The sequence below is a fragment of the Bacillus sp. PK3-037 genome, from assembly GCF_054161355.1.
This window is the reverse complement of record NZ_CP096408.1, coordinates 569,820-592,349: the sequence shown is the minus strand read 5'-3', so window position 1 is coordinate 592,349 and position 22,530 is coordinate 569,820. Positions and strand designations below refer to the sequence as shown.

Below are 22,530 nucleotides of genomic sequence, written 5' to 3'. Positions count from 1 at the left end.
GTTTGACACACCTTACATTAAATTAAGTAGTAAACAAACATGATAGCAAAGGTCGCTCCGCTCAATAGCAGCGTGCTTCCGAACGTAATTGTTAATCCTTGTTTCTGAATGGTATTGGCGATTAAACCCGGCACGATAATGCCGATTCCTCGAAATTCTGCGATTTCAAATGGTACAATCGGGTATAGAAAATCAAAGGCAATTTTCAGGACGATCCCTGTGATCAGCATGGCAGCGAATTTTCTGCGTCCATACAAAATCATAAACTTGGATAAACCGAATTTCACAATGACATAGGTGAGCAGGCTGACTAACAATACGAGTAAAATAAAGACCGGCTGATTAAACACAAGTCCTAAATACCCCGGTACAACAAGCCCTGCCGGCACAATCCCTGTTTTTTCCGCAAAAATTAAACTGAGTAGTACACCTAAAATGAGTGCAATGTATAAATCTGATCCGAACATGTCTGCATTTCCTCCTAGCTTACGAGCTGCTTAACCTTATATTCGTGGATTTTTTCAATTAACGGCTCTGCGGCACCATGAATGTTGCCGACGCCATATATGACACGGTTGTGCATTCTTTTCTTTAACAATTCCATAATTTCTTCCGTTGATTTGTACTCCAGATCATGCAGTTTGTCTGCAGGAATTTTACCTTCTTCATAAGCTTTTACGATTGGTTCTGTTGTTTCACCGATTAAGATCAGTTCACTTGCTTCAATATAAGGCAACACGTCATTTGCGAATTGCTGTGTCCGATCCACACGGTCTGCGCGGCAGTTCATAATGATGATCGGATCATCGGTCGGATAACCGATTTCTTTTACACGTTTCCATATATTCAAAGTAGAAGAAGCGTCGTTTGCGGCAAACCCATTAACAAAGTGCCCAGGCTCGCTCGGACTGATCAGCGGAAGAATTCTCATTGCTCCCGGATCTGGCGGCGCATTCAGCATTCCTTTAAACGCTGTTTCTTCATCAATGCCGAGTGCTTGAGCCACACCCAGTGCGAGAGAAGCGTTATCAGGGAATACCATATATTCAAATTTACGAAGATATTCATCAGTAATTTTCGAGTTATCAGCAATGATGACTTTTGTGTTTCGCTCTTTGGCTTTTTGTTTAAAGAACTCGGTATATTCACTATCTGTAATGACAAGATGGCCATTATAAGGAATAGTAGCAGTAAACGCTTCCGCAATTTCATCAAGCGTCGGCCCCATGACATCCATATGATCTTCCAGCACGTTTACGATGACACCGATATTAGCTTGAAGAAGTTCTTCCTGAAAGATAATTTGATAGTCCGGATTAACGGCCATACATTCACTGACGAGGGCGTTGGCTCCTCTTTCTACCGTTTCTCTCATGACTTCTTTTTGTTCGCCGATATTCGGTCCCTGAGGTTTCCGTTTAATCGGCTTTTCCTCCGGTGTATCCCAATAGATCATTCTTGCGTCCGTTCCTGTCGTTTTTCCGACAGTTTTGTAACCGGCTTCAATTAATATTCCGGTTGTCAGCCTTGTCACAGTGGACTTTCCTCGGATGCCGTTAATATTCACTCGAACAGGGAGGGCATCAATGTTTTTCTGATGTCGCCGTTTTTCTAATATTCCGATGACCAGTATGACAGCACAGGCTATAATGAGTAACCACATTGCTTATCGACATCTCCTTCTATATTGTTGTAAATTCATTCATCAGTATATAGAATCACTATGAATTCTCAATCGGCATTATGTAACATAATCTCTCCTAATCTACTGAGCCAAACTTCTCTTTTGAAAGAGATTTTGTACCTACAAAGTGTTTTCTATTTTTGGAAATCGGCAGGACTTACATCTTACTGATTTTTTTAATACTAAAAACGAATGCGCTTTCATTTACCAAATGATTTCCTTCTGGACGTTTAGTCACGCCTTGGATGTTCAGTTTAATATGCATTTCAAATCAATCTTTTTTCCGGCCCGGTATATCAGGCTTTTGCTGATACAATGCGTGTTTCCGGTTCTTATGAACACAAAATTATTTCTGCCTGTTTCTTAAGGATAAGGTCATAATGTCATCCTTTCTGCACGGAATAGACAATATTAGGCCCATTCCAAATTGACTAATGGCCCCTGCAATAAAAACGGCAAACAAACAGGTCCAGGTTCTCTAACATAATTAAACATTTCCTGGGCGGATAGTCTAATCTGTTTCATCCTATTTACAGGTCTAAACGCATGACTTTGAAACAATTTTAATAAAACTTAATATTCGTTCATGAAATGTTCATCCAGATTTGTGAAGACTTTGTCAAAAAAAGCGTGATGATCTTTAAATTCTCATATTTATACACCATTTACAGTTCGGTTTGCTCTATCGCCATGTTTTATTTTTTTCTTATTGCCAATAACGGAATGTTCATGATAATCTATCTATGTAAACGGTTACATAAATGAGGAGGAGCTGTGTTGGCTACAATTAAAGATGTCGCGGGAGCCGCGGGTGTCTCAGTTGCAACGGTCTCCCGCGTTCTGAATGACAACGGCTATGTGCATGAAAGAACAAGAACACGTGTGATGGCCGCCATGGAGAAGCTGAACTATTATCCGAATGAAGTCGCCAGGTCTCTATATAAAAGAGAATCCCGGCTGATCGGGCTTTTGCTTCCGGACATTACAAACCCTTTCTTCCCCCAGCTTGCCCGCGGCGTGGAGGATGAATTGAACCGGGAAGGCTATCGGCTTATTTTCGGCAACAGTGACGAGGAATTAAATAAAGAACTTGAATACCTTCAAACCTTTAAACAAAATCATGTCGCAGGTATTATTGCTGCAACAAATTATCCGCATCTTGAGGAATACAGCGGCATTGGCCAGCCAGTCGTTTTCCTGGACAGAACACCTGAAGGCGCTCCTTCTGTATCTAGTGACGGACATACCGGAGGAACATTAGCAGCGGAAGCCATTGTTCATGGAAAAAGCAAACACATTACGCTCCTAAAGGGCCCTGCTCACCTGCCGACTGCCCAAGACCGCTTTCACGGCGCTTTAGAGGTATTACAACAGGCGGGTGTTGATTTTCAGATCATTGAGACGGCGTCCTTTTCTTTTAAGGATGCACAGGCACTGGCAAAGGAGCTGTTTGTCTTATATCCTGAGACAGACGGGGTAATTGCCAGTAATGACATTCAAGCAGCGGCTGTTTTGCATGAAGCTTTGCGGCGCGGGAAAAAAGTGCCCGAGGATATTCAAATTATCGGCTACGATGATATTCCCCAAAGCGAGCTGCTGTTTCCGCCGCTGTCAACGATTAAACAGCCGGCATATGACATGGGTAAAGAAGCGGCTAAACTTCTTTTGAGCATCATAAAAAAACAGCCTCTCGCAGAAACGGCGATTCAAATGCCCGTCATGTATATAAGAAGAAACACGACAAGAAAGGAAGAAAACGATGCGTAATATTTGTGTGATTGGAAGCTGTTCTATGGATTTGGTGGTCACCTCAGATAAACGCCCAAACGCGGGCGAAACCGTACTGGGTACTTCATTTCAAACTGTGCCGGGCGGTAAAGGCGCGAATCAGGCTGTTGCCGCCGCCAGGCTCGGCGCCAATGTTTTTATGATTGGCAAGGTTGGTGACGATCATTATGGAACAGCCATCATGGATAATTTAAAAACAAATGGTGTTCGCACCGACTATATGGAACCGGTTACACATAAAGAAAGCGGCACCGCCCACATTGTGCTTGCCGAAGGTGATAACAGTATTGTCGTCGTTAAAGGCGCGAATGATGAGATCACCCCATCTTATGCGATAGACGCTCTTGAAAAGCTTGAAAATATCGATATGGTTCTGATTCAGCAGGAAATCCCGGAAGAAACGGTTGATGAAGTGTGCAGATACTGCCATTCTCACGACATCCCGATCATGCTTAACCCAGCACCGGCCCGCCCGCTGAAGCAGGAAACCATTGACCATGCCACCTATCTTACGCCGAATGAACATGAGGCAGCGATCTTATTTCCGGAGCTGACGGTTTCTGAAGCATTGGCGCTTTATCCAGCGAAGCTCTTTATCACTGAAGGCAAACAAGGCGTCCGCTATTCATCCGGCAGCAAAGAGCGGATCATCCCTTCCTTCCCTGTTGAGCCTGTCGATACAACCGGGGCGGGTGATACGTTTAACGCGGCTCTTGCAGTGGCCCTGGCGGAGGGAAAAGATATTGAAGCTGCATTACGGTTTGCAAACCGCGCCGCCTCCCTATCTGTATGTTCTTTCGGCGCTCAAGGCGGGATGCCGTCCAGAAAAGAAGTAGAGGAGCTGCTGTCATGAAAAAACACGGTATACTGAACAGTCATCTTGCCAAGCTATTGGCTGACCTTGGCCATACTGACAAAATTGTCATCGCTGATGCAGGGCTTCCCGTTCCTGACGGCGTCCTGAAAATTGATCTCTCACTGAAGCCGGGTTTCCCGGCTTTCCGGGATGTAGCCGCAATGCTGGCAGATGAAATGGCGGTTGAAAAAGTAATTGTCGCATCCGAAATAAAGGTATCCAATCCAGAGAATGCGAGTTTTATAGAAACCCTTTTTTCTAAAGAGGCAGTTGACTGCCTTCCCCACGAGGAATTTAAGGAGCTGACCAAAGAAGCTAAAGCTGTCATACGAACAGGAGAATTCACACCATACGCCAACTGCATCCTGCAGGCGGGTGTGCTTTTCTAGAAAGGAGGACCGATATGCAAATCGAAATGAATGACATTCATAAAGCATTCGGAAAAAACCAGGTGCTTTCAGGTGTGTCTTTTCAGCTCAAGCCTGGCGAAGTTCACGCACTGATGGGAGAAAACGGCGCCGGCAAGTCCACCCTGATGAACATCCTGACTGGTCTGCACAAACTGGAGAAAGGACGGATCACCATAAACGGTAACGAGACGTATTTCTCCAATCCGAAAGAAGCTGAGCAGCACGGAATCGCCTTCATCCATCAGGAACTGAATATCTGGCCGGACATGTCCGTACTTGAGAATCTATTTATCGGAAAAGAAATGTCAACGAAATTTGGTATTTTACAAACCAGAAAAATGAAAGCGCTAGCAAAAGAACAATTTGATAAACTATCCGTCTCACTTTCACTTGATCAAGAGGCGGGTGAATGTTCCGTCGGACAGCAGCAGATGATTGAAATCGCAAAAGCGCTCATGACAAATGCCGAGGTGATCATTATGGATGAACCTACCGCGGCTTTGACTGAACGGGAAATCAGCAAGCTGTTTGACGTCATTACGGCTTTAAAAAAGAACGGTGTATCCATTGTATACATCTCACATCGAATGGAAGAAATTTTTACGATTTGCGACAGAATCACCATTATGCGTGACGGAAAAACCGTTGATACAACAAACATTTCAGAAACCAATTTTGACGAGGTCGTGAAAAAAATGGTCGGACGTGAGCTGACGGAACGGTATCCTAAACGCGTCCCTTCACTCGGAGACAAAATATTTGAGGTGAAAAACGCCTCCTCAAAAGGAAGCTTTGAAGATATCAGCTTTTATGTCCGTTCCGGTGAAATTGTCGGCGTTTCCGGTTTAATGGGAGCCGGACGAACAGAAATAATGAGAGGACTGTTCGGCATTGACCGGCTCGATTCGGGTGAGATTTGGATTGCAGGAAAAAAGACTGCGATTAAAAATCCGTATGATGCTGTGAAAAAAGGGCTCGGTTTTATTACGGAAAACCGCAAGGATGAAGGACTGCTGCTCGACACATCGATTCGGGAAAATATTGCGCTGCCCAATTTGGCCAGTTTTTCTCCAAAGGGCATCATTGATCACAAGCGGGAAGCAGCGTTTGTAGACCTTCTCATAAAACGCCTGACCATCAAAACGGCTTCACCAGAAACGCACGCGCGCCATTTGTCCGGCGGCAACCAGCAAAAGGTCGTGATTGCCAAATGGATCGGTATCGGCCCAAAAGTGCTCATATTGGATGAGCCGACAAGAGGCGTGGATGTGGGCGCGAAACGGGAAATCTATACGCTGATGAATGAGCTCACTGAACGCGGTGTCGGCATCATTATGGTGTCATCAGAGCTGCCGGAAATACTCGGGATGAGTGACAGAATCATCGTCGTCCATGAAGGCAGAATCAGCGGAGACATCGAAGCGCGTGCAGCGACACAAGAACGAATTATGACACTTGCCACGGGAGGGCGGTAACATGAAAACGGAACAACTGAAGCAATCAGAAAAAAAACAGATTCACTTCGATGGCGTCATGCAGAAGCTCGGCCCGTTTCTCGGTTTATTTATTCTCGTTATGATCGTATCGATTTTAAACCCGAGCTTTCTTGAGCCTTTGAATATTTTAAACCTGCTTCGGCAGGTGGCGATTAACGGATTGATCGCATTCGGCATGACCTTCGTTATTTTAACTGGCGGCATTGATCTTTCTGTCGGGGCTATTCTCGCCCTGTCCAGCGCCTTAGTCGCGGGTATGATTGTATCTGGTGCCGACCCGATTCTCGCCGTCATCATAGGCTGTCTGATTGGCGCTCTTCTCGGGATGATCAACGGACTGTTAATCACGAAAGGGAAAATGGCCCCTTTTATCGCGACGCTTGCGACCATGACTGTCTTCCGCGGACTTACTCTTGTGTATACAGATGGAAACCCGATCACAGGGCTTGGCACTAACTATGCCTTTCAGCTGTTCGGCCGCGGTTATTTCTTAGGGATTCCAGTACCTGCGATTACAATGGTTCTCGCCTTTGTTATCCTTTGGGTGCTGCTACACAAAACGCCGTTCGGGCGCCGTACATACGCAATTGGCGGCAATGAAAAAGCGGCACTCATCTCAGGCATAAAAGTCACACGTGTAAAAGTCATGATTTATGCTTTAGCCGGTCTATTATCCGCCCTTGCCGGCGCGATTTTGACTTCCCGTCTCCACTCAGCACAGCCGACAGCTGGAGAATCATATGAACTGGATGCCATCGCGGCGGTTGTCTTAGGCGGAACGAGTCTTTCCGGTGGCCGCGGGCGCATTGTCGGAACGTTAATCGGGGTGCTGATTATCGGCACACTCAATAACGGACTCAACCTGCTTGGCGTCTCATCATTTTATCAGCTGGTTGTTAAAGGGATTGTCATTTTAATCGCGGTATTATTAGACCGCAAAAAGTCAGCATAGGAGGGTTTTACATGAAAAAGGCTGTATCCGTCATTTTGGCGCTGTCACTGTTTATATTGAGCGCCTGTTCGCTTGAGCCTCCCCAATGGGCGAAGCCGTCAAACTCAGATAAGAAAAAGGAATTTACCATCGGCTTGTCGATCTCAACGCTTAACAATCCCTTTTTTGTTTCTTTAAAAAAGGGAATTGAAAAAGAAGCGGAAAAGCGCGGAATGAAGGTCATCATCGTCGATGCACAAAATGATTCCTCCAAGCAGACAAGTGATGTGGAGGACTTAATTCAGCAAGGCGTTGATGCCCTGTTAATCAATCCAACTGATTCTTCGGCTATTTCAATGGCAGTAGAGTCTGCAAATTCGATTGGTGTGCCTGTCGTCTCAATCGACCGGTCCGCTGAACAAGGCAAAGTAGAAACCCTCGTGGCTTCAGACAATGTAAAAGGCGGAGAAATGGCCGCAGAGTTCATCGCAGACAAGCTTGGAAAAGATGCTAAGGTGGCGGAGCTTGAAGGCGTTCCGGGTGCCTCAGCTACACGAGAACGCGGTTCAGGCTTTCACAAAATCGCAGATCAAAAGCTGGACGTTGTCACAAAACAATCAGCTGACTTTGACCGCACTAAAGGCCTGACTGTGATGGAAAATCTGCTCCAAGGACACCCGGATATCCAAGCGGTTTTCGCTCATAATGATGAAATGGCGCTTGGAGCTCTCGAAGCAATTAACAGCTCCGGCAAAGATATTTTAGTCGTCGGTTTTGACGGAAATAAGGATGCGATTTCTTCGATTAAAGACGGTAAGCTCTCAGCCACTGTCGCTCAGCAGCCTGAATTGATCGGTAAACTGGCAACGGAAGCAGCGGATCAGATTTTACATGGAAAGAAAGTTAAGAAAACAATATCAGCACCTCTGAAACTGGAAACGAAAACATAATGCAAAGGATCAGATCTTTATCTGATCCTTTTTTATGTTTAGCAACCGGCCAAAACGTGAAAAGAATAATAGAAATGATTATTTCTCTTATGTGAGGAGAGGAACGCAATGAACAAACCCTCGAAAATACTGTCTACACTTGCACTTGCAGCCGGAATAACTGCGGCTTCTGCCGGCGGCGCAAACACAATTCATGCACAACAGCCAGAAACAAACGTAAGCATTGATGATTTATACAGCTATCCGATTGATTCCTACTTGGTTTCAGCAGAGGCTCTGAATGTCAGAACAAAGGCCTCCGCTACAAGCTCTAAAGCCGACACACTTCATCTGGGCGACAGCTTAAAGCTCATTTCGTTTTCAAACGCTGATTGGGCAAAGGTTCATTACAAAAACGGAAAGACAGGCTTTGTCTCCACTCATTACATTGTAAAGGCAGCAACAACGGTAAAAACCAAAACAAAGACGAAAGCATATACATCCGCTGAAGGAAAAAGCGTCAAGACACTCCCGGCTAACACAAGCGTATCTTTTTTAGGCTGGAGTAAAACAAAAAAAGGCGGCTTTGACTTTAATTGGGTCTATGCAGATTACGGCGGTAAGACAGGTTATATCAAAACAAAGGACCTGCAGATGACAAAATAACCGAAAGGGATTCCGTTTACAGAACGGAATCCCTTTTTTCTTCGCTAATGATGGATTGAATTGTCGCTTCAAAATATTTCTCAGGAAATATTGTCGTATGCCATGTCGAAACCTATACATGATCAACAGCATTTTTGTTTACGTTAAAGGATGGAGGTGGAAAAATGGATCAATTTGAAGCTGCATATGAATCGTATAAATCCAAACAAACAAATATCGATCAGCCAGTTGATACGTCCGGAAAAGAAGATATTATCGCAGTAAGAAGAAATGAGGAAGACAATATTATCGCGGTGAAAACGAACACAGGAAGAGAACTAGACTACCCCACTGCGCTATCAGAAGCAAAAGCGGGAAAGATCGCTCACGTTGATGTATTTCATAAATACGGACGTGACATTTTACGAAGTGAACCAGACGGCATAAAGGATAATAACCTATCTGAATTACCCGATTTTTAATAGAGAAAGCCCTGTCTCATTCCGGACAGGGCGTTTCTTTTTAAGAAAAAGGCTGCTGGATATAATCAGCTAACCGTTTTGCACTGATCGCAATATCCTCAGCATTTGCGTATTTCACGCCATAAAACACATATGGCGGGAGATATGTCATGCCAATCAGATTGCTTGTCGCCTGAAACGGCTTCAGGAGCTCACTGATTGAATAATGATTCCCTCCGCCCGCCTGATACTTTTCCGCTTCGCTTCCTGTGGAAACAGCCAGCATCAGCTCTTTGCCATGCAGAGCTTTCCCTTCTGACCCGAAGGCCCAGCCGTATGTCAGCACAAGATCCTGCCATTTTTTAAGAAGCGGCGGAGAGCTGTACCAATAAAGCGGGAATTGAAAAACAATGCGATCGTATTGCTCGCACAGCTGCTGCTCTTTGGCAACATCAATGGCTTCATCCGGATATTCCTTATAAAGCTCCCGTACAGTGATATTGTCATGTTTACTTAATTCCTCTGCCCACGCCTTATTGACGACTGAGGTTTCCATTTGAGGATGAACAGCCAAAACCAGTATTTTCAATGAGACCCACACCTTTATCATTTTAATGTTATTTTAACTAAAATCAGGTAAAGTGCCAAATAAAAAGCAAGCCCTGCACATGTGCGGGCTTGCTTTTTTATTCTGGGCTTCCTTCAGTCGTTTCGATATCTTTGGCGAAATCCGGGTTATCCAGATTGGCATTAAAGAAATCTGCTGTATTTGGAAGTCTGAGATTCATGTTCATTTTTTGAGAAATCGTAACCGTGCAATCCTCAAGCACATAATCAAAGACGTGTCCGCCTGAATTCCGTCCTTCGTCAATGAAGTGCAGGTGATAGCCTGAAACGGCGATTCCGTTCGCATAAGCAGGAGTCAAGAAACCAACGATTGTGCCTCTGATGTTGTCGAAGTTGAAAATCGGCTGTGTTTTGACCGCTTCAATCATTGGCACATATGGTTTTTCTTGCAGTTCCACCGTTCTTGTCTGCACTTTTTTAAACAATCCGTCAATACGGATGGCATAAAATAGGTTTTTACTTGGCAGAATGCTGTTGATTTCTTTTTCAAATTCTTCACGTGTCATTTTCGCATCAATTTTGTGCGTCATATCCGGTGTAAAGAACGTAAATGAGCAAAACGGAGAGCGGTCTCCGCTTTGCACAGGTGTCGCAGTGCCGTCGGAACGAAGACGGTAAAATTCGCCGTCAAATCCAATCAGCTCTCCATCAAGCTTGTTAAAAGTCCCGATACCGAAGTCTCCGTATTTCGGAATATCTGACAGTTCAAAATCGCCGTCATATACTCCGTCTAAAAGAGAAGTCATTGTTGATACTTGATAAACTTGGCTAACGGGCTGTTCTTTTTTGCCGCGGCTCAGCATTTGAATGTTGCTTTCTTGTTTCATATTCCCTTCACTCCTTTAGTAATGTGCTGTTCTTCGAAAACAGTGTCTTGGTGCGCAGAGTGCTAGAGGGCTTTTGTTTTCATCAGTTCTCCAAATTCTTTTGGGAGCTTGTCACTCGCTAAATTAACGTTATCACTGTAGTCAACTGGGACATCAATGATAACAGGGCCTTCAGCATTCATGGCTTGACGCAGAACTTCTTCCAGCTGGTCTGGTGATTCGACACGCAAACCGGTTGCCCCGAAGCTTTCCGCATATTTCACGATATCGATGTTTCCGAACTCGACTGCAGATGTACGATTGTATTTTTTCAACTGCTGGAATGCAACCATGTCATATGTGCTGTCGTTCCATACAATGTGTACAATTGGAGCTTTTAAGCGCACCGCTGTCTCTAACTCCATTGCCGAGAATAAGAAACCGCCGTCACCAGAGACAGAAACGACTTTTTCTCCCGGTTTCACCAATGAAGCACCTATTGCCCACGGAAGCGCAACACCAAGTGTTTGCATACCGTTACTGATCATTAATGTTAACGGCTCGTAGCTGCGGAAGTAACGGGACATCCAAATCGCGTGGGAACCGATATCGCATGTCACTGTGACGTTATCATCGACTGCATTTCGTAATGCTTTAACGATTTCAAGAGGATGCAGTCTGTCTGATTTCCAATCTGCAGGCACCTGCTCTCCCTCATGCATATATTCTTTTAGATCAGAAAGGATTTTTTGCTCACGTTCCGCAAAATCCACTTTTACAGCATCATGTTCGATATGATCCAAAGTAGATGGGATATCCCCGATCAATTCAAGCTCAGGCTGGTAAGCATGATCAATATCAGCCAGAATCTCATCCAGATGGATAATCGTCCGGTCTCCATTGACATTCCAGAATTTCGGATCGTATTCAATTGGGTCATAGCCGATTGTCAGAACAACATCAGCCTGTTCAAGCAGCAGATCGCCCGGCTGGTTGCGGAATAAACCGATACGGCCGAAATATTGATCCTCTAACTCTCTTGTAAGAGTCCCGGCAGCCTGATATGTTTCTACGAATGGAAGCTGAACCTTTTTCAAAAGCTTGCGAACCGCTTTAATCGCTTCAGGTCTTCCGCCTTTCATTCCGACTAAAACAACAGGAAGTTTTGCTGTTTGGATTTTTGCGATAGCCGCACTGATTGCATCATCAGGTGCAGGGCCAAGTTTTGGCGCTGCCACTGCACGCACGTTTTTGGTGTTTGTGACTTCATTCACAACATCTTGCGGAAAGCTCACAAAAGCGGCCCCAGCCTGACCTGCTGACGCTGCTCTAAATGCATTTGTAACAGCTTCCGGTATGTTTTTTACGTCTTGAACCTCTACACTGTATTTTGTAATCGACTGAAATAACGCCGCATTATCCAATGATTGATGAGTCCGTTTTAAACGATCGGCACGGATAACGTTCCCAGCAAGCGCAACGACAGGGTCACCTTCAGTGTTTGCAGTCAGCAGTCCCGTTGCCAGGTTAGAAGCACCCGGTCCTGATGTGACTAAAACGACTCCCGGTTTTCCAGTTAAACGGCCTACAGCCTGCGCCATAAATGCCGCATTTTGTTCATGCCGTGCAACAATGATCTCAGGCCCTTTATCTTGTAAAGCGTCAAATACCGCATCAATTTTTGCACCTGGAATGCCAAATACATGTGTGACACCTTGCTCCACTAAGCAATCAACAACAAGCTCCGCCCCTCTGTTTTTCACAAGGGATTTTTGTTCTTTTGTTGCTTTTGTCAACACCCTCACTCCTTATTATGCATTTTAAACATAAAAATTTAAATAAATCTTGTGATACGTTTCACTATACACTCTTTGGAAATTGACCTCCAATATCAATTCGACTTATGATTAATATGTATTACGAATTATTAACCTAAGAAAGGAATGCATATTGATGGAGCTTCGCCACCTTCAATACTTTATCGCAGTTGCCGAAGAGCTTCATTTCGGGAAAGCTGCGCTTCGGCTGAACATGACACAGCCTCCTCTCAGCCAGCAGATCAAACAGCTGGAAAAAGAAGTCGGGGTGATGCTTCTGAAGAGGACAAAACGATTTGTGGAGCTAACCGCAGCCGGAGAAATATTTTTAAATCACTGCCGCACGGCTTTGATGCAAATTGATCAAGCGATTGAATTGGCACAGCGGACGGCTCGCGGCGAGCACGGCCATCTCGTTATCGGTTTTGTCGGATCAGCTACATATGAATTTCTGCCACCGATTGTCCGGGAATATCGTAAAAAATTCCCATCAGTAAAAATAGAATTACGTGAAATATCCTCGTTTAGGCAGCAGGAGGAGCTGCTAAAGGGCAACATTGATATTGGTATACTTCATCCTCCTTTACAGCACACAGCATTGCATACTGAAATCGCCCAAAGCAGCCCTTGTGTTCTAGCTTTGCCTAAACAACACCCGTTAACATCTAAGGAAGCCATTACAATTGAAGATTTGAGAGATGAACCGATTATTACTGTAGCCAAGGAAGCATGGCCTACTTTATACATTGATTTCATCCAATTTTGTGAGCAGGCTGGCTTTAAGCCAAACATTGTACAAGAAGCGACTGAATATCAAATGGTAATTGGATTAGTCAGCGCCGGCATCGGGATTACATTTGTACCTTCCTCAGCTAAAAAATTATTTAACTTGGATGTGACTTATCGAACAATAGATAAAATACAGCTGAATGCCGAATGGGTTATCGCCTATCGCAAAGACAATCAAAATCCGCTTTTGAAGCAATTTATTAATATTTCAAATTGTCAGCAGTTAAGAACTAAAGAGAGTGATGCAAGTACCTGAAATGATACTTGCGAACTCTTTTTTCTTTTGGGATTCTCATGGAATTTTAATTAATATAATATAATCGCTTAGTACAACTTCATATCAGTATACGTATACATACAGTACAAATAGTTGGCAAGGATACTAGTAAGCGCATGACAATCGTTTGATTTTAGAATGATAGATAGAGAGGTGAAATATATTACACAGTTCACGAGTATATTAACATTGCTCGCTTTTTTCATAACAATGATTTTTATTTTCTGGAGGCCGAAAGGATTAAATGAAGCTATCCCCGCGACAATAGGCGCTTTACTGGTGTTATTATGCGGAAGTGTGTCATTGACCGACTTAGGAGAAATAGGATCAAAAGTCACGGGTGCATCGGTCACAATTCTTGCCACTATGATCATGGCCATTGCATTGGAAAGCTTTGGGTTCTTTTATTGGGTGGCTGCAAAGCTGCTCCAACAATCCAGGGGATCAGGCATCAAGCTTTTTTGGTTAACCAATTCACTTTGCTTTTTAATGACCATTTTCCTAAATAATGATGGGAGCGTTTTGATCACAACCCCCATCCTTTTGCTGGTTTTAAAATATTTAGGTTTGAAAAAACATCAAAAAACCCCTTATTTAATAAGCGGCGTTTTAATAGCTACAGCCTCCAGCGCACCAATCGGCGTAAGTAATATTGTAAATTTAATTTCTCTCAAAATGGTTGGAATGGATTTATACCTGCACACTGCCATGATGTTTGTCCCTAGTATGATGGGGCTCGTTTTTATGGCTTTTCTACTGTTTATTTTCTTTTATAAACGTCTTCCTAAAAGCCTGCCGGATATACCGAACCATTTTCAGTCTCTGCGACACAGAAGGTATCATCCCCTTCATTCGCCATCAGCTCCGATACCGGAACGAAATCAAACAAAGATAATGTTATTTGTACTCGCATTTGTTTTTCTCGTCAGAATCAGCTTATTTGCCGCGTCATATACCGGTATCTCCGTTCCTCTTGTCGCTGTCATCGGATCAATTATCCTTTTGGCCTGGAGATGGATTTATTTCAAAACCTCTCCCAGAGACTTGTTATACAAATCACCTTGGCACATTTTTATTTTCGCTTTTACTATGTATGTCCTCATTTATGGGCTGCATAATATAGGATTCACTGATTTACTTGTGAATCATTTCGAACCTGTGGTTTCTGGAAGCCTCGCCCATGCTACTTTCGCGTCTGGTATCTCTACCTCTGTTTTTTCGAATCTATTCAACAACCATCCGGCTTTAATGATCAGTACTTTTACTTTAACAGAAATGAGCCTGAATCCTTCTACAGCAAAAATCATCTACTTGGCAAATATTATTGGCAGTGATATTGGTTCCTTATTATTACCTATAGGAACATTAGCAACGCTTATTTGGATGCATATTTTAAAACAGCATGATGAAAGTATTTCTTGGGGCGAATATTTAAAAACAACCATTTTAATCATTCCGCTGACTGTTCTTTTTACGTTAACATGTTTATATTTTTGGATCAGTTGGTTATTTCTTTAGCAGTGTATGAAATAAAAAACTGCCTTCTGCTATTCGAGGGCAGTTTATTTTCAGTAGAGGCTACTAGGGGAGATGCATTGTCTTTAGATGATTTAACTTCCAAATGATTGACTTTCCACTTGCGTTAATCAGCTCAATGATATTATTAGATACATCTTTTAACAGACCGACTTTTTCTGGCACTTCCCCCATATCAAATATAACCAATTGGCCAACATATTTTTTGATCTGCTCCTCAAAATTACGAACAAGTGAAACACTGGAAGGTACGACAGGCAATTGAGAGTTGTCGAGAGTGTACGGCGTTTGCTCTGTTGAATAAGGGGTAAACCATTTTAAGTGATGCATAGATATGAAAAGTGTTTTAAATACAGGTGAAAAAAATACAATATAATCATTTAAAACACTGGTAACATATCCATGTATCGACCGATCCCCAGTTACATAAACTTCAATAAATTTGCCTTTCACATTGTTTAATGTGTTTCTGTAAGAAAAACTATTATTATCCGCCTGCATTATGGTATCTTCCGGGTCTCTTAAAATTGGTTCCCCAGTATTAGTATTTATTATTGCTTTGTTCATTTGATGGAGATGCAGCAAGGGAATATAAAGATAATTGCAGCCATTAAATATAACAAAAATATCCTGTCCAATATCTATAAGTGTGCCGACAAATCTTGTATCTCCTGAAATGACAACATCAACATCTGCGCCAAGAAATTGATTCAAACCTTTCACCATTCTCCCCCTTTAATTGAATGAAAAAGGGCATCACTTTATTGATGCACCTTCATTATCTATTAAAATTTGCGCTTCCAATGATAGTCTATCGTTTTGACAATCGTTTCATAGCTATAATCTTCCTTTTGGCTTCCGGTGCTATGATAATCTGAAGTTCTTGGTGACCGATATGATTTGGATGAACTGCCGGAATCTGATGAACGATCATATGTTGACGATTGATAATCTGAAGATCTTGATGACCGATATGATTTGGATGAACTGCTGGTGTCTGATGAACGATCATATGTTGACGATTGATAATCTGAAGATCTTGATGACCGGTATGATTTGGACGAACTGCTGGTGTCTGATGAACGATCATATGTTGACGATTGATAATCTGAAGATCTTGGTGACCAATATGATTTGGACGAACTTTTGGTGCCTGATGAACGATCATATGTTGATGATTGATAATCTGAAGATCTTGGTGACCAATATGATTTGGACGAACTTTTGGTGTCTGATGAACGATCATATGTTGATGATTGATAACCTGAAGATCTTGGTGACCGATATGATTTGGACGAACTTGATGAGCTATATGATTTTGAAGAGGTTAACGAACTACTGTCCCCCTCTTCTGCTTGTTTTTGGTCTATATCATTTTTGCTTTCTTCTTTATCATCATGTTCTTTCTTTTGATCACCTTTTTTGTAAGAGCCTTTTGGACCTAAGCTTATGCTCTTAATATGAAAAGGATATATGCGAAGCACTTCTTGATTTTTCACTAAAGTATAATGACCATCCGCATTATCTACGAGGATACCTTCAATTGCTTCTGGTCCTCCTCGATTAATCGAAACCCATTTATGAGTTAAACTCTTAAAAACTTCGTTTAGGTTATCAGCTTCCAAGACACCTGGCCTATGCCCTTCTTTATCTAAAGCGGACTCATGTTTACTTATGCTTTTGATGTGATGAATATTAAAATAAACTACTCCATCCTCATTTGTGTCTAACGCAGCGTAATCATCACCTAGCCATACCAAATTTCCTTTTTTAGATTCCGGACCGCCTTGATTTAATTGAACGGATTGGTTCATTAACTGTCCGATTAAGCTGTGAAAATCATCAGCATCAGCCATTTCTGCCGTCTCAATTGTTGTTGTGCTATTATTGGTATCCTCTGTAATACTTTTTACATGATCCAATTGATAATAAATGGTTTTTTTTTCAGTTTGCAAAGCGATATAATCTGATTTTATAGCTACCAATTTTCCTTTTTTAGATTCGGGACCTCCTCGATATACAGTAACAATTTTATCTTGCATTGAATGCAAAAAATGATAATAAGATATATCATGATTTGAATGATTTTTCATTCTCCTCTTGCTCATTCATTACCCTCCTAGTCATTTATACATAGATGATAAATATATTGCATATATACGTGTCACAGTTATTTCTTGAACTAATTGAATAGCCTAATTGTCTGATTTTCAGCGAATACCTATAATCATGGATTCACAAAATACTTAAATTGCTTTTGATGTATTGTGAACGGTTTTTAATATACTCAAAAATTACTTCCGGCTCACGGTCAAAACGTTCAATATCACTCTTTTTATATGGGTCCATCAGGACAAACGGCCTGATTTGATCATAAAGCGCCAATATTTTTGGTTTCATATATTCAATTGTAAAGAGAGATTGGAGTGTTTTTTCTAGGAGATGCTTATAGGATTTGCGAAATTCGGGTTCATCCAAAATGCGGGCGGTCAATGTATTAAATCCTTGAATTCTTACGTAATCTGCAACCATCCGCTCTCCATGGATATCCCTGCCCCAGGTGGCATCATAGTCCCAAGGAATCACTTCAAATAATCCGGTTTCCCCGCTTCTGTACAAAGCGTAATTATGGACAAACCCGTCATAGTTTGAGGTGAACACAATGCCGGCCAGCCAGCGCAAATACTTATCGATATTCACATGCTTTGTCACTTCTGATTTAAATTGAGCTTTAGGGACAGTATTAATTTTAAAGATCATATCCTGTAAATAAAAATCATCTTCCTCAGTCCCTGTCTTCTTTTCATACCCATGCTCAAGCGACTTCTTCGTTTCCCTCTCCAAATCACTCACGAGAGAAAAATTAGCATCATCGTCAACCGCGTAAAAAATCGCTCCGTCCGCCAGCTTCCTTTTCGCTAAATAATATTCATCGACGGATTCAAGCTCTAGATACACTCCTTCATTCTTCCCATTTATCTTTAAAAACACAAATTCTGCCCTTGGAGACAGCGTCCCCAGCTCTGCGAAAAAATCGAGAGACAATTTGTTTCTTATCATGGAAGGATCTTTATATTCCGCATTCAAATGAACCTCACGGGCGCCGCGAAATGTTTTCGGCTGATAATAGGAAATATGGTACGACTTCTTTTTGAAATCTCTAATATGAGATCCGCGATAAGCGATGTCGATATCAAACCTTTTCTGATTCACTTTCAGCACAGCCGGAACCGGTTCATCGTCCCATATATCCTTTTTTAATTCCCGTAAGTCTTTTGGATGAATAAACAGCTGATACAGAGGCAAATTTGATTGATTCTTCATCCGTAGTCCCCCTTCAAAATTAGGCTTTTATTTTTGTGAGATCTCAGCGGAACACTTATACACTTTTTACAATCCTGCGTACTATGTGTGTAGTAAGGATCTTCATCCTTAAAAACAATTAAAAAAAGGAGGATTTCAATTGGGCCACTATTCCCATTCTGATATCAAAGAAGCGGTGAAATCCGCAAAAAAAGAAGGTTTAAAAACTTATTTATACCAAGAGCCTCGTGGAAAAAAACGCAGTCATAAAAAGTCGCACCGCTCTCACAAGAAATCTCGCAGCCATAAAAAGTCGTACCGCTCTCACAAAAAATCTCGCAGCCATAAAAAATCTTACTGCTCTCACAAGAAATCTCGCAGCCATAAAAAATCTTACTGTTCTCACAAGAAATCTCGCAGCTACAAAAAATCTTACTGTTCTCACAAGAAATCTCGCAGCTACAAAAAATCTTACTGTTCTCACAAGAAATCTCGCAGCTACAAAAAATCATACTGCTCACACAAGAAATCTCGCAGCTACAAAAAATCATTCTGTTCTCACAAGAAAAGATCACGCAGCTACAAAAAATCATTCTGTTCTCACAAGAAAAGATCACGCAGCTACAAAAAGTCGTACCGTTCTCACAAAAAATCTTATTGTTCTTTTAAGAAAAAGCCTTACAAAAAACACTGCAAAAATGACCATCACCGCAAAAAAGATGATTACGACAGCAAAAAAGAGTTCTGGAAAGACGGCAATTGCTGGGTAGTCAAAAAGAAATATAGATAATGAAACTGTCATCATAGGCTCCGGCATACGTACGGAAGCCTATTTTCTAATTCCCCAATATCAGTTATATGTCATGACATAGCATATGCAACCCGCATCATTTGGTTTCCTTGAATGGATTTCGTTATAATCATGGTACTCTTACAATAAAGGCGGTGTTGTTGTGTACATATTTCAAGCAGAAGAGCTTAGTGCCAAAGAGACGTATAAGCTGCTGTCAGGAGCCGTCATTCCGCGCCCGATCGCATTTGTCACAACACTTTCTTCAGGAGGGGCAATCAATGCGGCACCTTTCAGTTTCTATAACGTGGTCAGCTCAGATCCTCCGCTACTCAGTATTTCTGTTAACCGATCAGAAGGCCGGCAAAAAGACACAGCCAGAAACGCGATAGAAAACGGTGAATTTGTCGTCCATGTCAGTGATGAAGCCATCATTGAAGACATCAATGAAACGGCGGCAAGTTTAGGGCCGGACGAAAGTGAAATGACACGCACCTCTCTCCATTCTGTAGAGAGCACGACTGTTTCGGTGCCCGGCATTCAAGAAGCCCGCATTCGTTTTGAATGCAAGCTCGAACGGCATATCACCTTCGACAATGATCATGGTGTGACCGCTGCTGATCTGCTTATTGGCAGAGTTGTCTGTTTTCACCTCGATGAGAAGGTGTATGACGCAGAAAAAGGGTATATCTTGACGGACGAATTAAAGCCGGCTTCCAGATTAGCCGGAAACCATTATGCAAAACTCGGTGAAGAATTTACATTGATTCGTCCGAGTTCATAAAAGGACTATTTATATAGAAGAAACTAGTCAAAAAGACACCGTTATTTAAAAAAGCCGGCACAGCATGTGCTTGGCTTTTTTTGTTTGTAAGAATCATATTTGCACAAACCGTTTGCACTGATTTGGTCTTATCAATTCAGATACTCCCCATTACAATTGATATAGGCCCGCACGAAGAGAAGGACGGCAGACTGATATCACCTGCACATAAGGAGCTGATGGGCATGCCTTTAGACCAAAGAAGATCAGCCATTCTTCATCAGGTTCTCAACACAACCAGCTATGTTACTTGCGGCGAATTAACAGAGCAATTAAAAATTTCAAGGAGAACACTGTATTATGACATTGAAAAAATTAACGGCTGGCTGAAAGAGACCGGACTGACACCGATCAAAAGAAGACGTTCAGCAGGATTTTATTTAGAAGACCAAACGAAAAAAATGCTGACATCAGAAATGAAAACGCTGACAAATTCTAGCTATGAATTTTCTCCCTCAGAAAGGCAGGCAAGAGTGATCCTGCGCATTTTAACGAGAAACAGACGGTTACTCTTGCAGAACTTCATTGACGAAAATCATGTCAGCCGCAACACCGCCATTCAGGATATGAAGCATATTCGCGATAAGCTGAAGACATTCGGCATCGTTCTTTCCTTTACCAAAGAAAAAGGGTATTTCTTCTCAGGAATAGAGCAGCAAAAGCGAAAACTGCTGGCAGAATACGCAAATCAGCTCATGCAAAAAAGCAGCAGCACTGCGGCCGTTACCGATCTTTGTCCCGATCCGGCTGCTTGTGAACAGCAGATCCAAACCATGCGGTCTATGCTGCTGACTTTCGAAAAGCTTCTTCACATGAAATTTGCTGATCATGTTCTCGCGGGCTTAAGTGTGCACTTTACGTTATTTCTAATCAGATTAAAGGCGGGAAAAGAAATCACTCTAGAACAAGAAGAGCAATCCGCCATCAGGCAAACGAAGGAATATGAAGCGGCCGTTCGGGCGGCGGCTGCAGAACTGCCGGAAAATGCCTTTATTTCTGATCAAGAGATGTGCTACTTCACGATCCATCTGTTAGGGGCTAAAATCAGTCAGTTCCCCGCTTCAAGTCTCATTGCAGGTGGGCTGGATGCAATACATGATATCACGGACCAAATGATTGTCGATTTCCAGCGTTACGCCTGCGTGCTTTTTCAGGACCCGGAACATCTAAAAAAACATCTGGTGCTTCATTTGAAATCAGCTTATTACAGGATTAAATATGATATCACTCCTCATGAGAGTGATGTAGCTGCCTCCATCAAAACGAAATACAGTGATATTTTCTGCTTAACGAAAAAAGTCGTTCATCACCTTCAAAAAGAATTAAGAAAACCTGTCAGCAGTGAAGAAACAGCTTTTATCGCCATGCATTTCGGAGGCTGGATGAAACGTGAAGGGGTCGCGCCCTCACATAGAAAAACAGCGGTTATTGTCTGTCCGGGCGGCATCGGTACTTCAAAAATTTTGCAGAGCCAAATTGAAGATCTTCTCCCGAATGTCGATATTCTGAAGACCGTGTCAAGCCGTGTCTACGAAACAATGACGCTTGAAACGGATGTCCTGATCTCAACTGTTCCGCTCCCAGACAGAGGGGTGCCTGTGCTCATCGTTAATCCCATACTGAACAGCAAGGAAAAGATCAGCCTGCTGAAAAAAGTAGATGCGCTCTCAAACAGCGCTCCCCATTTCCATCCAAGTGTTCATGACATCATGAGCATCATCGAAAAGCATGCAGAAGGCAACATTCATAAAACAGCGCTGATGCAAGAACTGACCGAGTATTTAGGACAGCCGCACAAACATGAAAAGGAGGCGAACCGCAAACCAATGCTTGCTTAATTAATGACACCTAACCATATAACGCTGGCCGACTCTGCCCCCTGTTGGGAGGATGCCGTCCGCATGGCGGCAAAGCCGCTTTTGGATGACGGGTCTGTTACCCCGCCATACGTCGATGCCATGATTGCCACGATTCAGACACTGGGCCCATATATCGTCATTACGCCGAATGTAGCCATCCCGCACGCAAGGCCTGAAGACGGCGTGAATCAAATCGGCATGAGCTTTCTGAGACTGAACCAAGCCGTTTCCTTTTCAGACCGGCCCGAGCATTCAGTCCAGCTGATTATCGTGCTCGCGGCAATCGACAATGACACCCATTTGAAAGCCCTCTCCCAGCTCACGAATATGCTGGGTGAACCGGAAAACATTCAATTGCTGATTAACGCTCAATCGGCAGAAGATGTGCTGCCAATGATTCAAAAATACTCAAACTAGGAGTGATTCGAATGAAAAAAATCTTAATTGTTTGCGGAAACGGACTCGGATCAAGCTTTATTGTTGAAATGAATGTGAAAAAAATCATTGATGAACTGAACATCAGCGCTGATGTTACACATACAGACCTCACTTCAAGCAAAACGGAGCAAGCGGATCTGTATCTAGGATCAGCCGATATTGTGTCAGGTCTTGACGATGGGACTCGTAACGTTGTCGGACTCAAAAACCTGCTGGACCAGAAAGAAATCAAAGAAGCCATCCTTACCAACTTGTAACACACAAA

General features: G+C 42.7%; 23 protein-coding genes. 15 read left to right on the top strand and 8 right to left on the bottom strand.

All coding sequences use genetic code 11. From position 1 onward, the window contains the following. Positions 1 to 17: 17 nt before the first annotated feature. Both pgsC and pgsB read right to left on the bottom strand, forming a co-directional pair. Positions 18 to 467, bottom strand: a complete 450-nt coding sequence (gene pgsC / locus M1D69_RS03130) for a poly-gamma-glutamate biosynthesis protein PgsC (RefSeq protein ID WP_010332116.1) — start codon at positions 465 to 467, stop codon at positions 18 to 20. A 14-nt stretch (positions 468 to 481) separates the two neighbouring features. Beyond that, entirely contained in the window at positions 482 to 1,663 is a 1,182-nt protein-coding gene (pgsB, locus tag M1D69_RS03125; protein WP_019715925.1) for a poly-gamma-glutamate synthase PgsB, read from the bottom strand. A 798-nt stretch (positions 1,664 to 2,461) separates the two neighbouring features. On the opposite strand from pgsB, the gene M1D69_RS03120 reads away from it, so the two are divergent. The 8 genes from M1D69_RS03120 to M1D69_RS03085 all read left to right on the top strand — a co-directional run bounded on the left by M1D69_RS03120 (position 2,462) and on the right by M1D69_RS03085 (position 9,221). Continuing rightward, positions 2,462 to 3,451: a LacI family DNA-binding transcriptional regulator gene (locus M1D69_RS03120; RefSeq protein ID WP_458104612.1), complete on the top strand. Its 990-nt coding sequence runs from the start codon at positions 2,462 to 2,464 to the stop codon at positions 3,449 to 3,451. Continuing rightward, positions 3,444 to 4,325, top strand: coding sequence for a ribokinase (gene rbsK / locus M1D69_RS03115; protein WP_458104613.1), 882 nt, complete (start codon positions 3,444 to 3,446; stop codon positions 4,323 to 4,325). The genes M1D69_RS03120 and rbsK overlap by 8 nt, the downstream gene beginning before the upstream one ends. Then, complete coding sequence (rbsD, locus tag M1D69_RS03110) at positions 4,322 to 4,717, top strand: D-ribose pyranase (protein ID WP_458104614.1); 396 nt, start codon at positions 4,322 to 4,324, stop codon at positions 4,715 to 4,717. The genes rbsK and rbsD overlap by 4 nt, the downstream gene beginning before the upstream one ends. A gap of 14 nt (positions 4,718 to 4,731) precedes the next feature. After that, a complete protein-coding gene (locus tag M1D69_RS03105; protein ID WP_458104615.1) occupies positions 4,732 to 6,213 on the top strand; it encodes a sugar ABC transporter ATP-binding protein in 1,482 nt (493 codons plus the stop codon). Between the two features lies 1 nt (position 6,214). After that, a complete protein-coding gene (gene rbsC / locus M1D69_RS03100; protein ID WP_099043470.1) occupies positions 6,215 to 7,186 on the top strand; it encodes a ribose ABC transporter permease RbsC in 972 nt (323 codons plus the stop codon). A gap of 11 nt (positions 7,187 to 7,197) precedes the next feature. Beyond that, positions 7,198 to 8,115: a ribose ABC transporter substrate-binding protein RbsB gene (gene rbsB / locus M1D69_RS03095; protein ID WP_458104616.1), complete on the top strand. Its 918-nt coding sequence runs from the start codon at positions 7,198 to 7,200 to the stop codon at positions 8,113 to 8,115. A 108-nt stretch (positions 8,116 to 8,223) separates the two neighbouring features. After that, positions 8,224 to 8,760, top strand: coding sequence for an SH3 domain-containing protein (locus tag M1D69_RS03090; RefSeq protein ID WP_458104617.1), 537 nt, complete (start codon positions 8,224 to 8,226; stop codon positions 8,758 to 8,760). Between the two features lie 164 nt (positions 8,761 to 8,924). Beyond that, the gene (locus tag M1D69_RS03085; protein ID WP_458104618.1) at positions 8,925 to 9,221 is read left to right on the top strand and encodes a DUF3892 domain-containing protein; all 297 of its coding nucleotides are present in this window, start codon (positions 8,925 to 8,927) and stop codon (positions 9,219 to 9,221) included. Between the two features lie 40 nt (positions 9,222 to 9,261). On the opposite strand, the gene M1D69_RS03080 is transcribed toward M1D69_RS03085, so the two are convergent. The 3 genes from M1D69_RS03080 to alsS all read right to left on the bottom strand — a co-directional run bounded on the left by M1D69_RS03080 (position 9,262) and on the right by alsS (position 12,429). Continuing rightward, a complete protein-coding gene (locus tag M1D69_RS03080; RefSeq protein WP_044159591.1) occupies positions 9,262 to 9,789 on the bottom strand; it encodes an NAD(P)H-dependent oxidoreductase in 528 nt (175 codons plus the stop codon). Between the two features lie 97 nt (positions 9,790 to 9,886). Then, positions 9,887 to 10,654, bottom strand: coding sequence for an acetolactate decarboxylase (gene budA / locus M1D69_RS03075; RefSeq protein WP_227598616.1), 768 nt, complete (start codon positions 10,652 to 10,654; stop codon positions 9,887 to 9,889). Positions 10,655 to 10,716: 62 nt separating this feature from the next. Next, positions 10,717 to 12,429 (bottom strand): acetolactate synthase AlsS, encoded by a 1,713-nt coding sequence (gene alsS, locus M1D69_RS03070; protein WP_458104619.1) that lies wholly within the window; start codon positions 12,427 to 12,429, stop codon positions 10,717 to 10,719. A gap of 157 nt (positions 12,430 to 12,586) precedes the next feature. Between alsS and alsR the strand changes: the two genes are divergently transcribed. Together alsR and M1D69_RS03060 are read left to right on the top strand one after the other, a co-directional pair. Then, positions 12,587 to 13,495, top strand: a complete 909-nt coding sequence (alsR, locus tag M1D69_RS03065; RefSeq protein WP_264798207.1) for an acetoin biosynthesis transcriptional regulator AlsR — start codon at positions 12,587 to 12,589, stop codon at positions 13,493 to 13,495. Positions 13,496 to 13,705: 210 nt separating this feature from the next. After that, positions 13,706 to 15,034: an arsenic transporter gene (locus M1D69_RS03060; RefSeq protein WP_458106215.1), complete on the top strand. Its 1,329-nt coding sequence runs from the start codon at positions 13,706 to 13,708 to the stop codon at positions 15,032 to 15,034. Between the two features lie 63 nt (positions 15,035 to 15,097). Here M1D69_RS03060 and M1D69_RS03055 read toward each other — a convergent pair whose 3' ends face one another. The 3 genes from M1D69_RS03055 to cotH all read right to left on the bottom strand — a co-directional run bounded on the left by M1D69_RS03055 (position 15,098) and on the right by cotH (position 18,376). Further along, positions 15,098 to 15,775, bottom strand: coding sequence for a DUF2642 domain-containing protein (locus M1D69_RS03055; protein WP_458104620.1), 678 nt, complete (start codon positions 15,773 to 15,775; stop codon positions 15,098 to 15,100). 62 nt (positions 15,776 to 15,837) lie between these two features. Next, entirely contained in the window at positions 15,838 to 17,160 is a 1,323-nt protein-coding gene (locus M1D69_RS03050) for a spore coat protein CotH (protein ID WP_458104621.1), read from the bottom strand. 127 nt (positions 17,161 to 17,287) lie between these two features. Beyond that, positions 17,288 to 18,376, bottom strand: coding sequence for a spore coat protein CotH (gene cotH, locus M1D69_RS03045; RefSeq protein ID WP_458104622.1), 1,089 nt, complete (start codon positions 18,374 to 18,376; stop codon positions 17,288 to 17,290). A 139-nt stretch (positions 18,377 to 18,515) separates the two neighbouring features. Between cotH and cotG the strand changes: the two genes are divergently transcribed. From cotG to M1D69_RS03020, 5 genes are all read left to right on the top strand, one after another. After that, positions 18,516 to 19,145, top strand: coding sequence for a spore coat protein CotG (gene cotG, locus M1D69_RS03040; RefSeq protein WP_458104623.1), 630 nt, complete (start codon positions 18,516 to 18,518; stop codon positions 19,143 to 19,145). 163 nt (positions 19,146 to 19,308) lie between these two features. Beyond that, complete coding sequence (locus M1D69_RS03035; RefSeq protein WP_458104624.1) at positions 19,309 to 19,929, top strand: flavin reductase family protein; 621 nt, start codon at positions 19,309 to 19,311, stop codon at positions 19,927 to 19,929. A gap of 224 nt (positions 19,930 to 20,153) precedes the next feature. Beyond that, positions 20,154 to 21,806: a BglG family transcription antiterminator gene (locus M1D69_RS03030; protein WP_458104625.1), complete on the top strand. Its 1,653-nt coding sequence runs from the start codon at positions 20,154 to 20,156 to the stop codon at positions 21,804 to 21,806. A gap of 63 nt (positions 21,807 to 21,869) precedes the next feature. Then, on the top strand, positions 21,870 to 22,244 hold the full coding sequence (locus tag M1D69_RS03025; protein ID WP_458104626.1) for a PTS sugar transporter subunit IIA: 375 nt from the start codon (positions 21,870 to 21,872) through the stop codon (positions 22,242 to 22,244). An 11-nt stretch (positions 22,245 to 22,255) separates the two neighbouring features. After that, the gene (locus tag M1D69_RS03020; RefSeq protein WP_024123087.1) at positions 22,256 to 22,522 is read left to right on the top strand and encodes a PTS sugar transporter subunit IIB; all 267 of its coding nucleotides are present in this window, start codon (positions 22,256 to 22,258) and stop codon (positions 22,520 to 22,522) included. Positions 22,523 to 22,530: the final 8 nt, after the last annotated feature.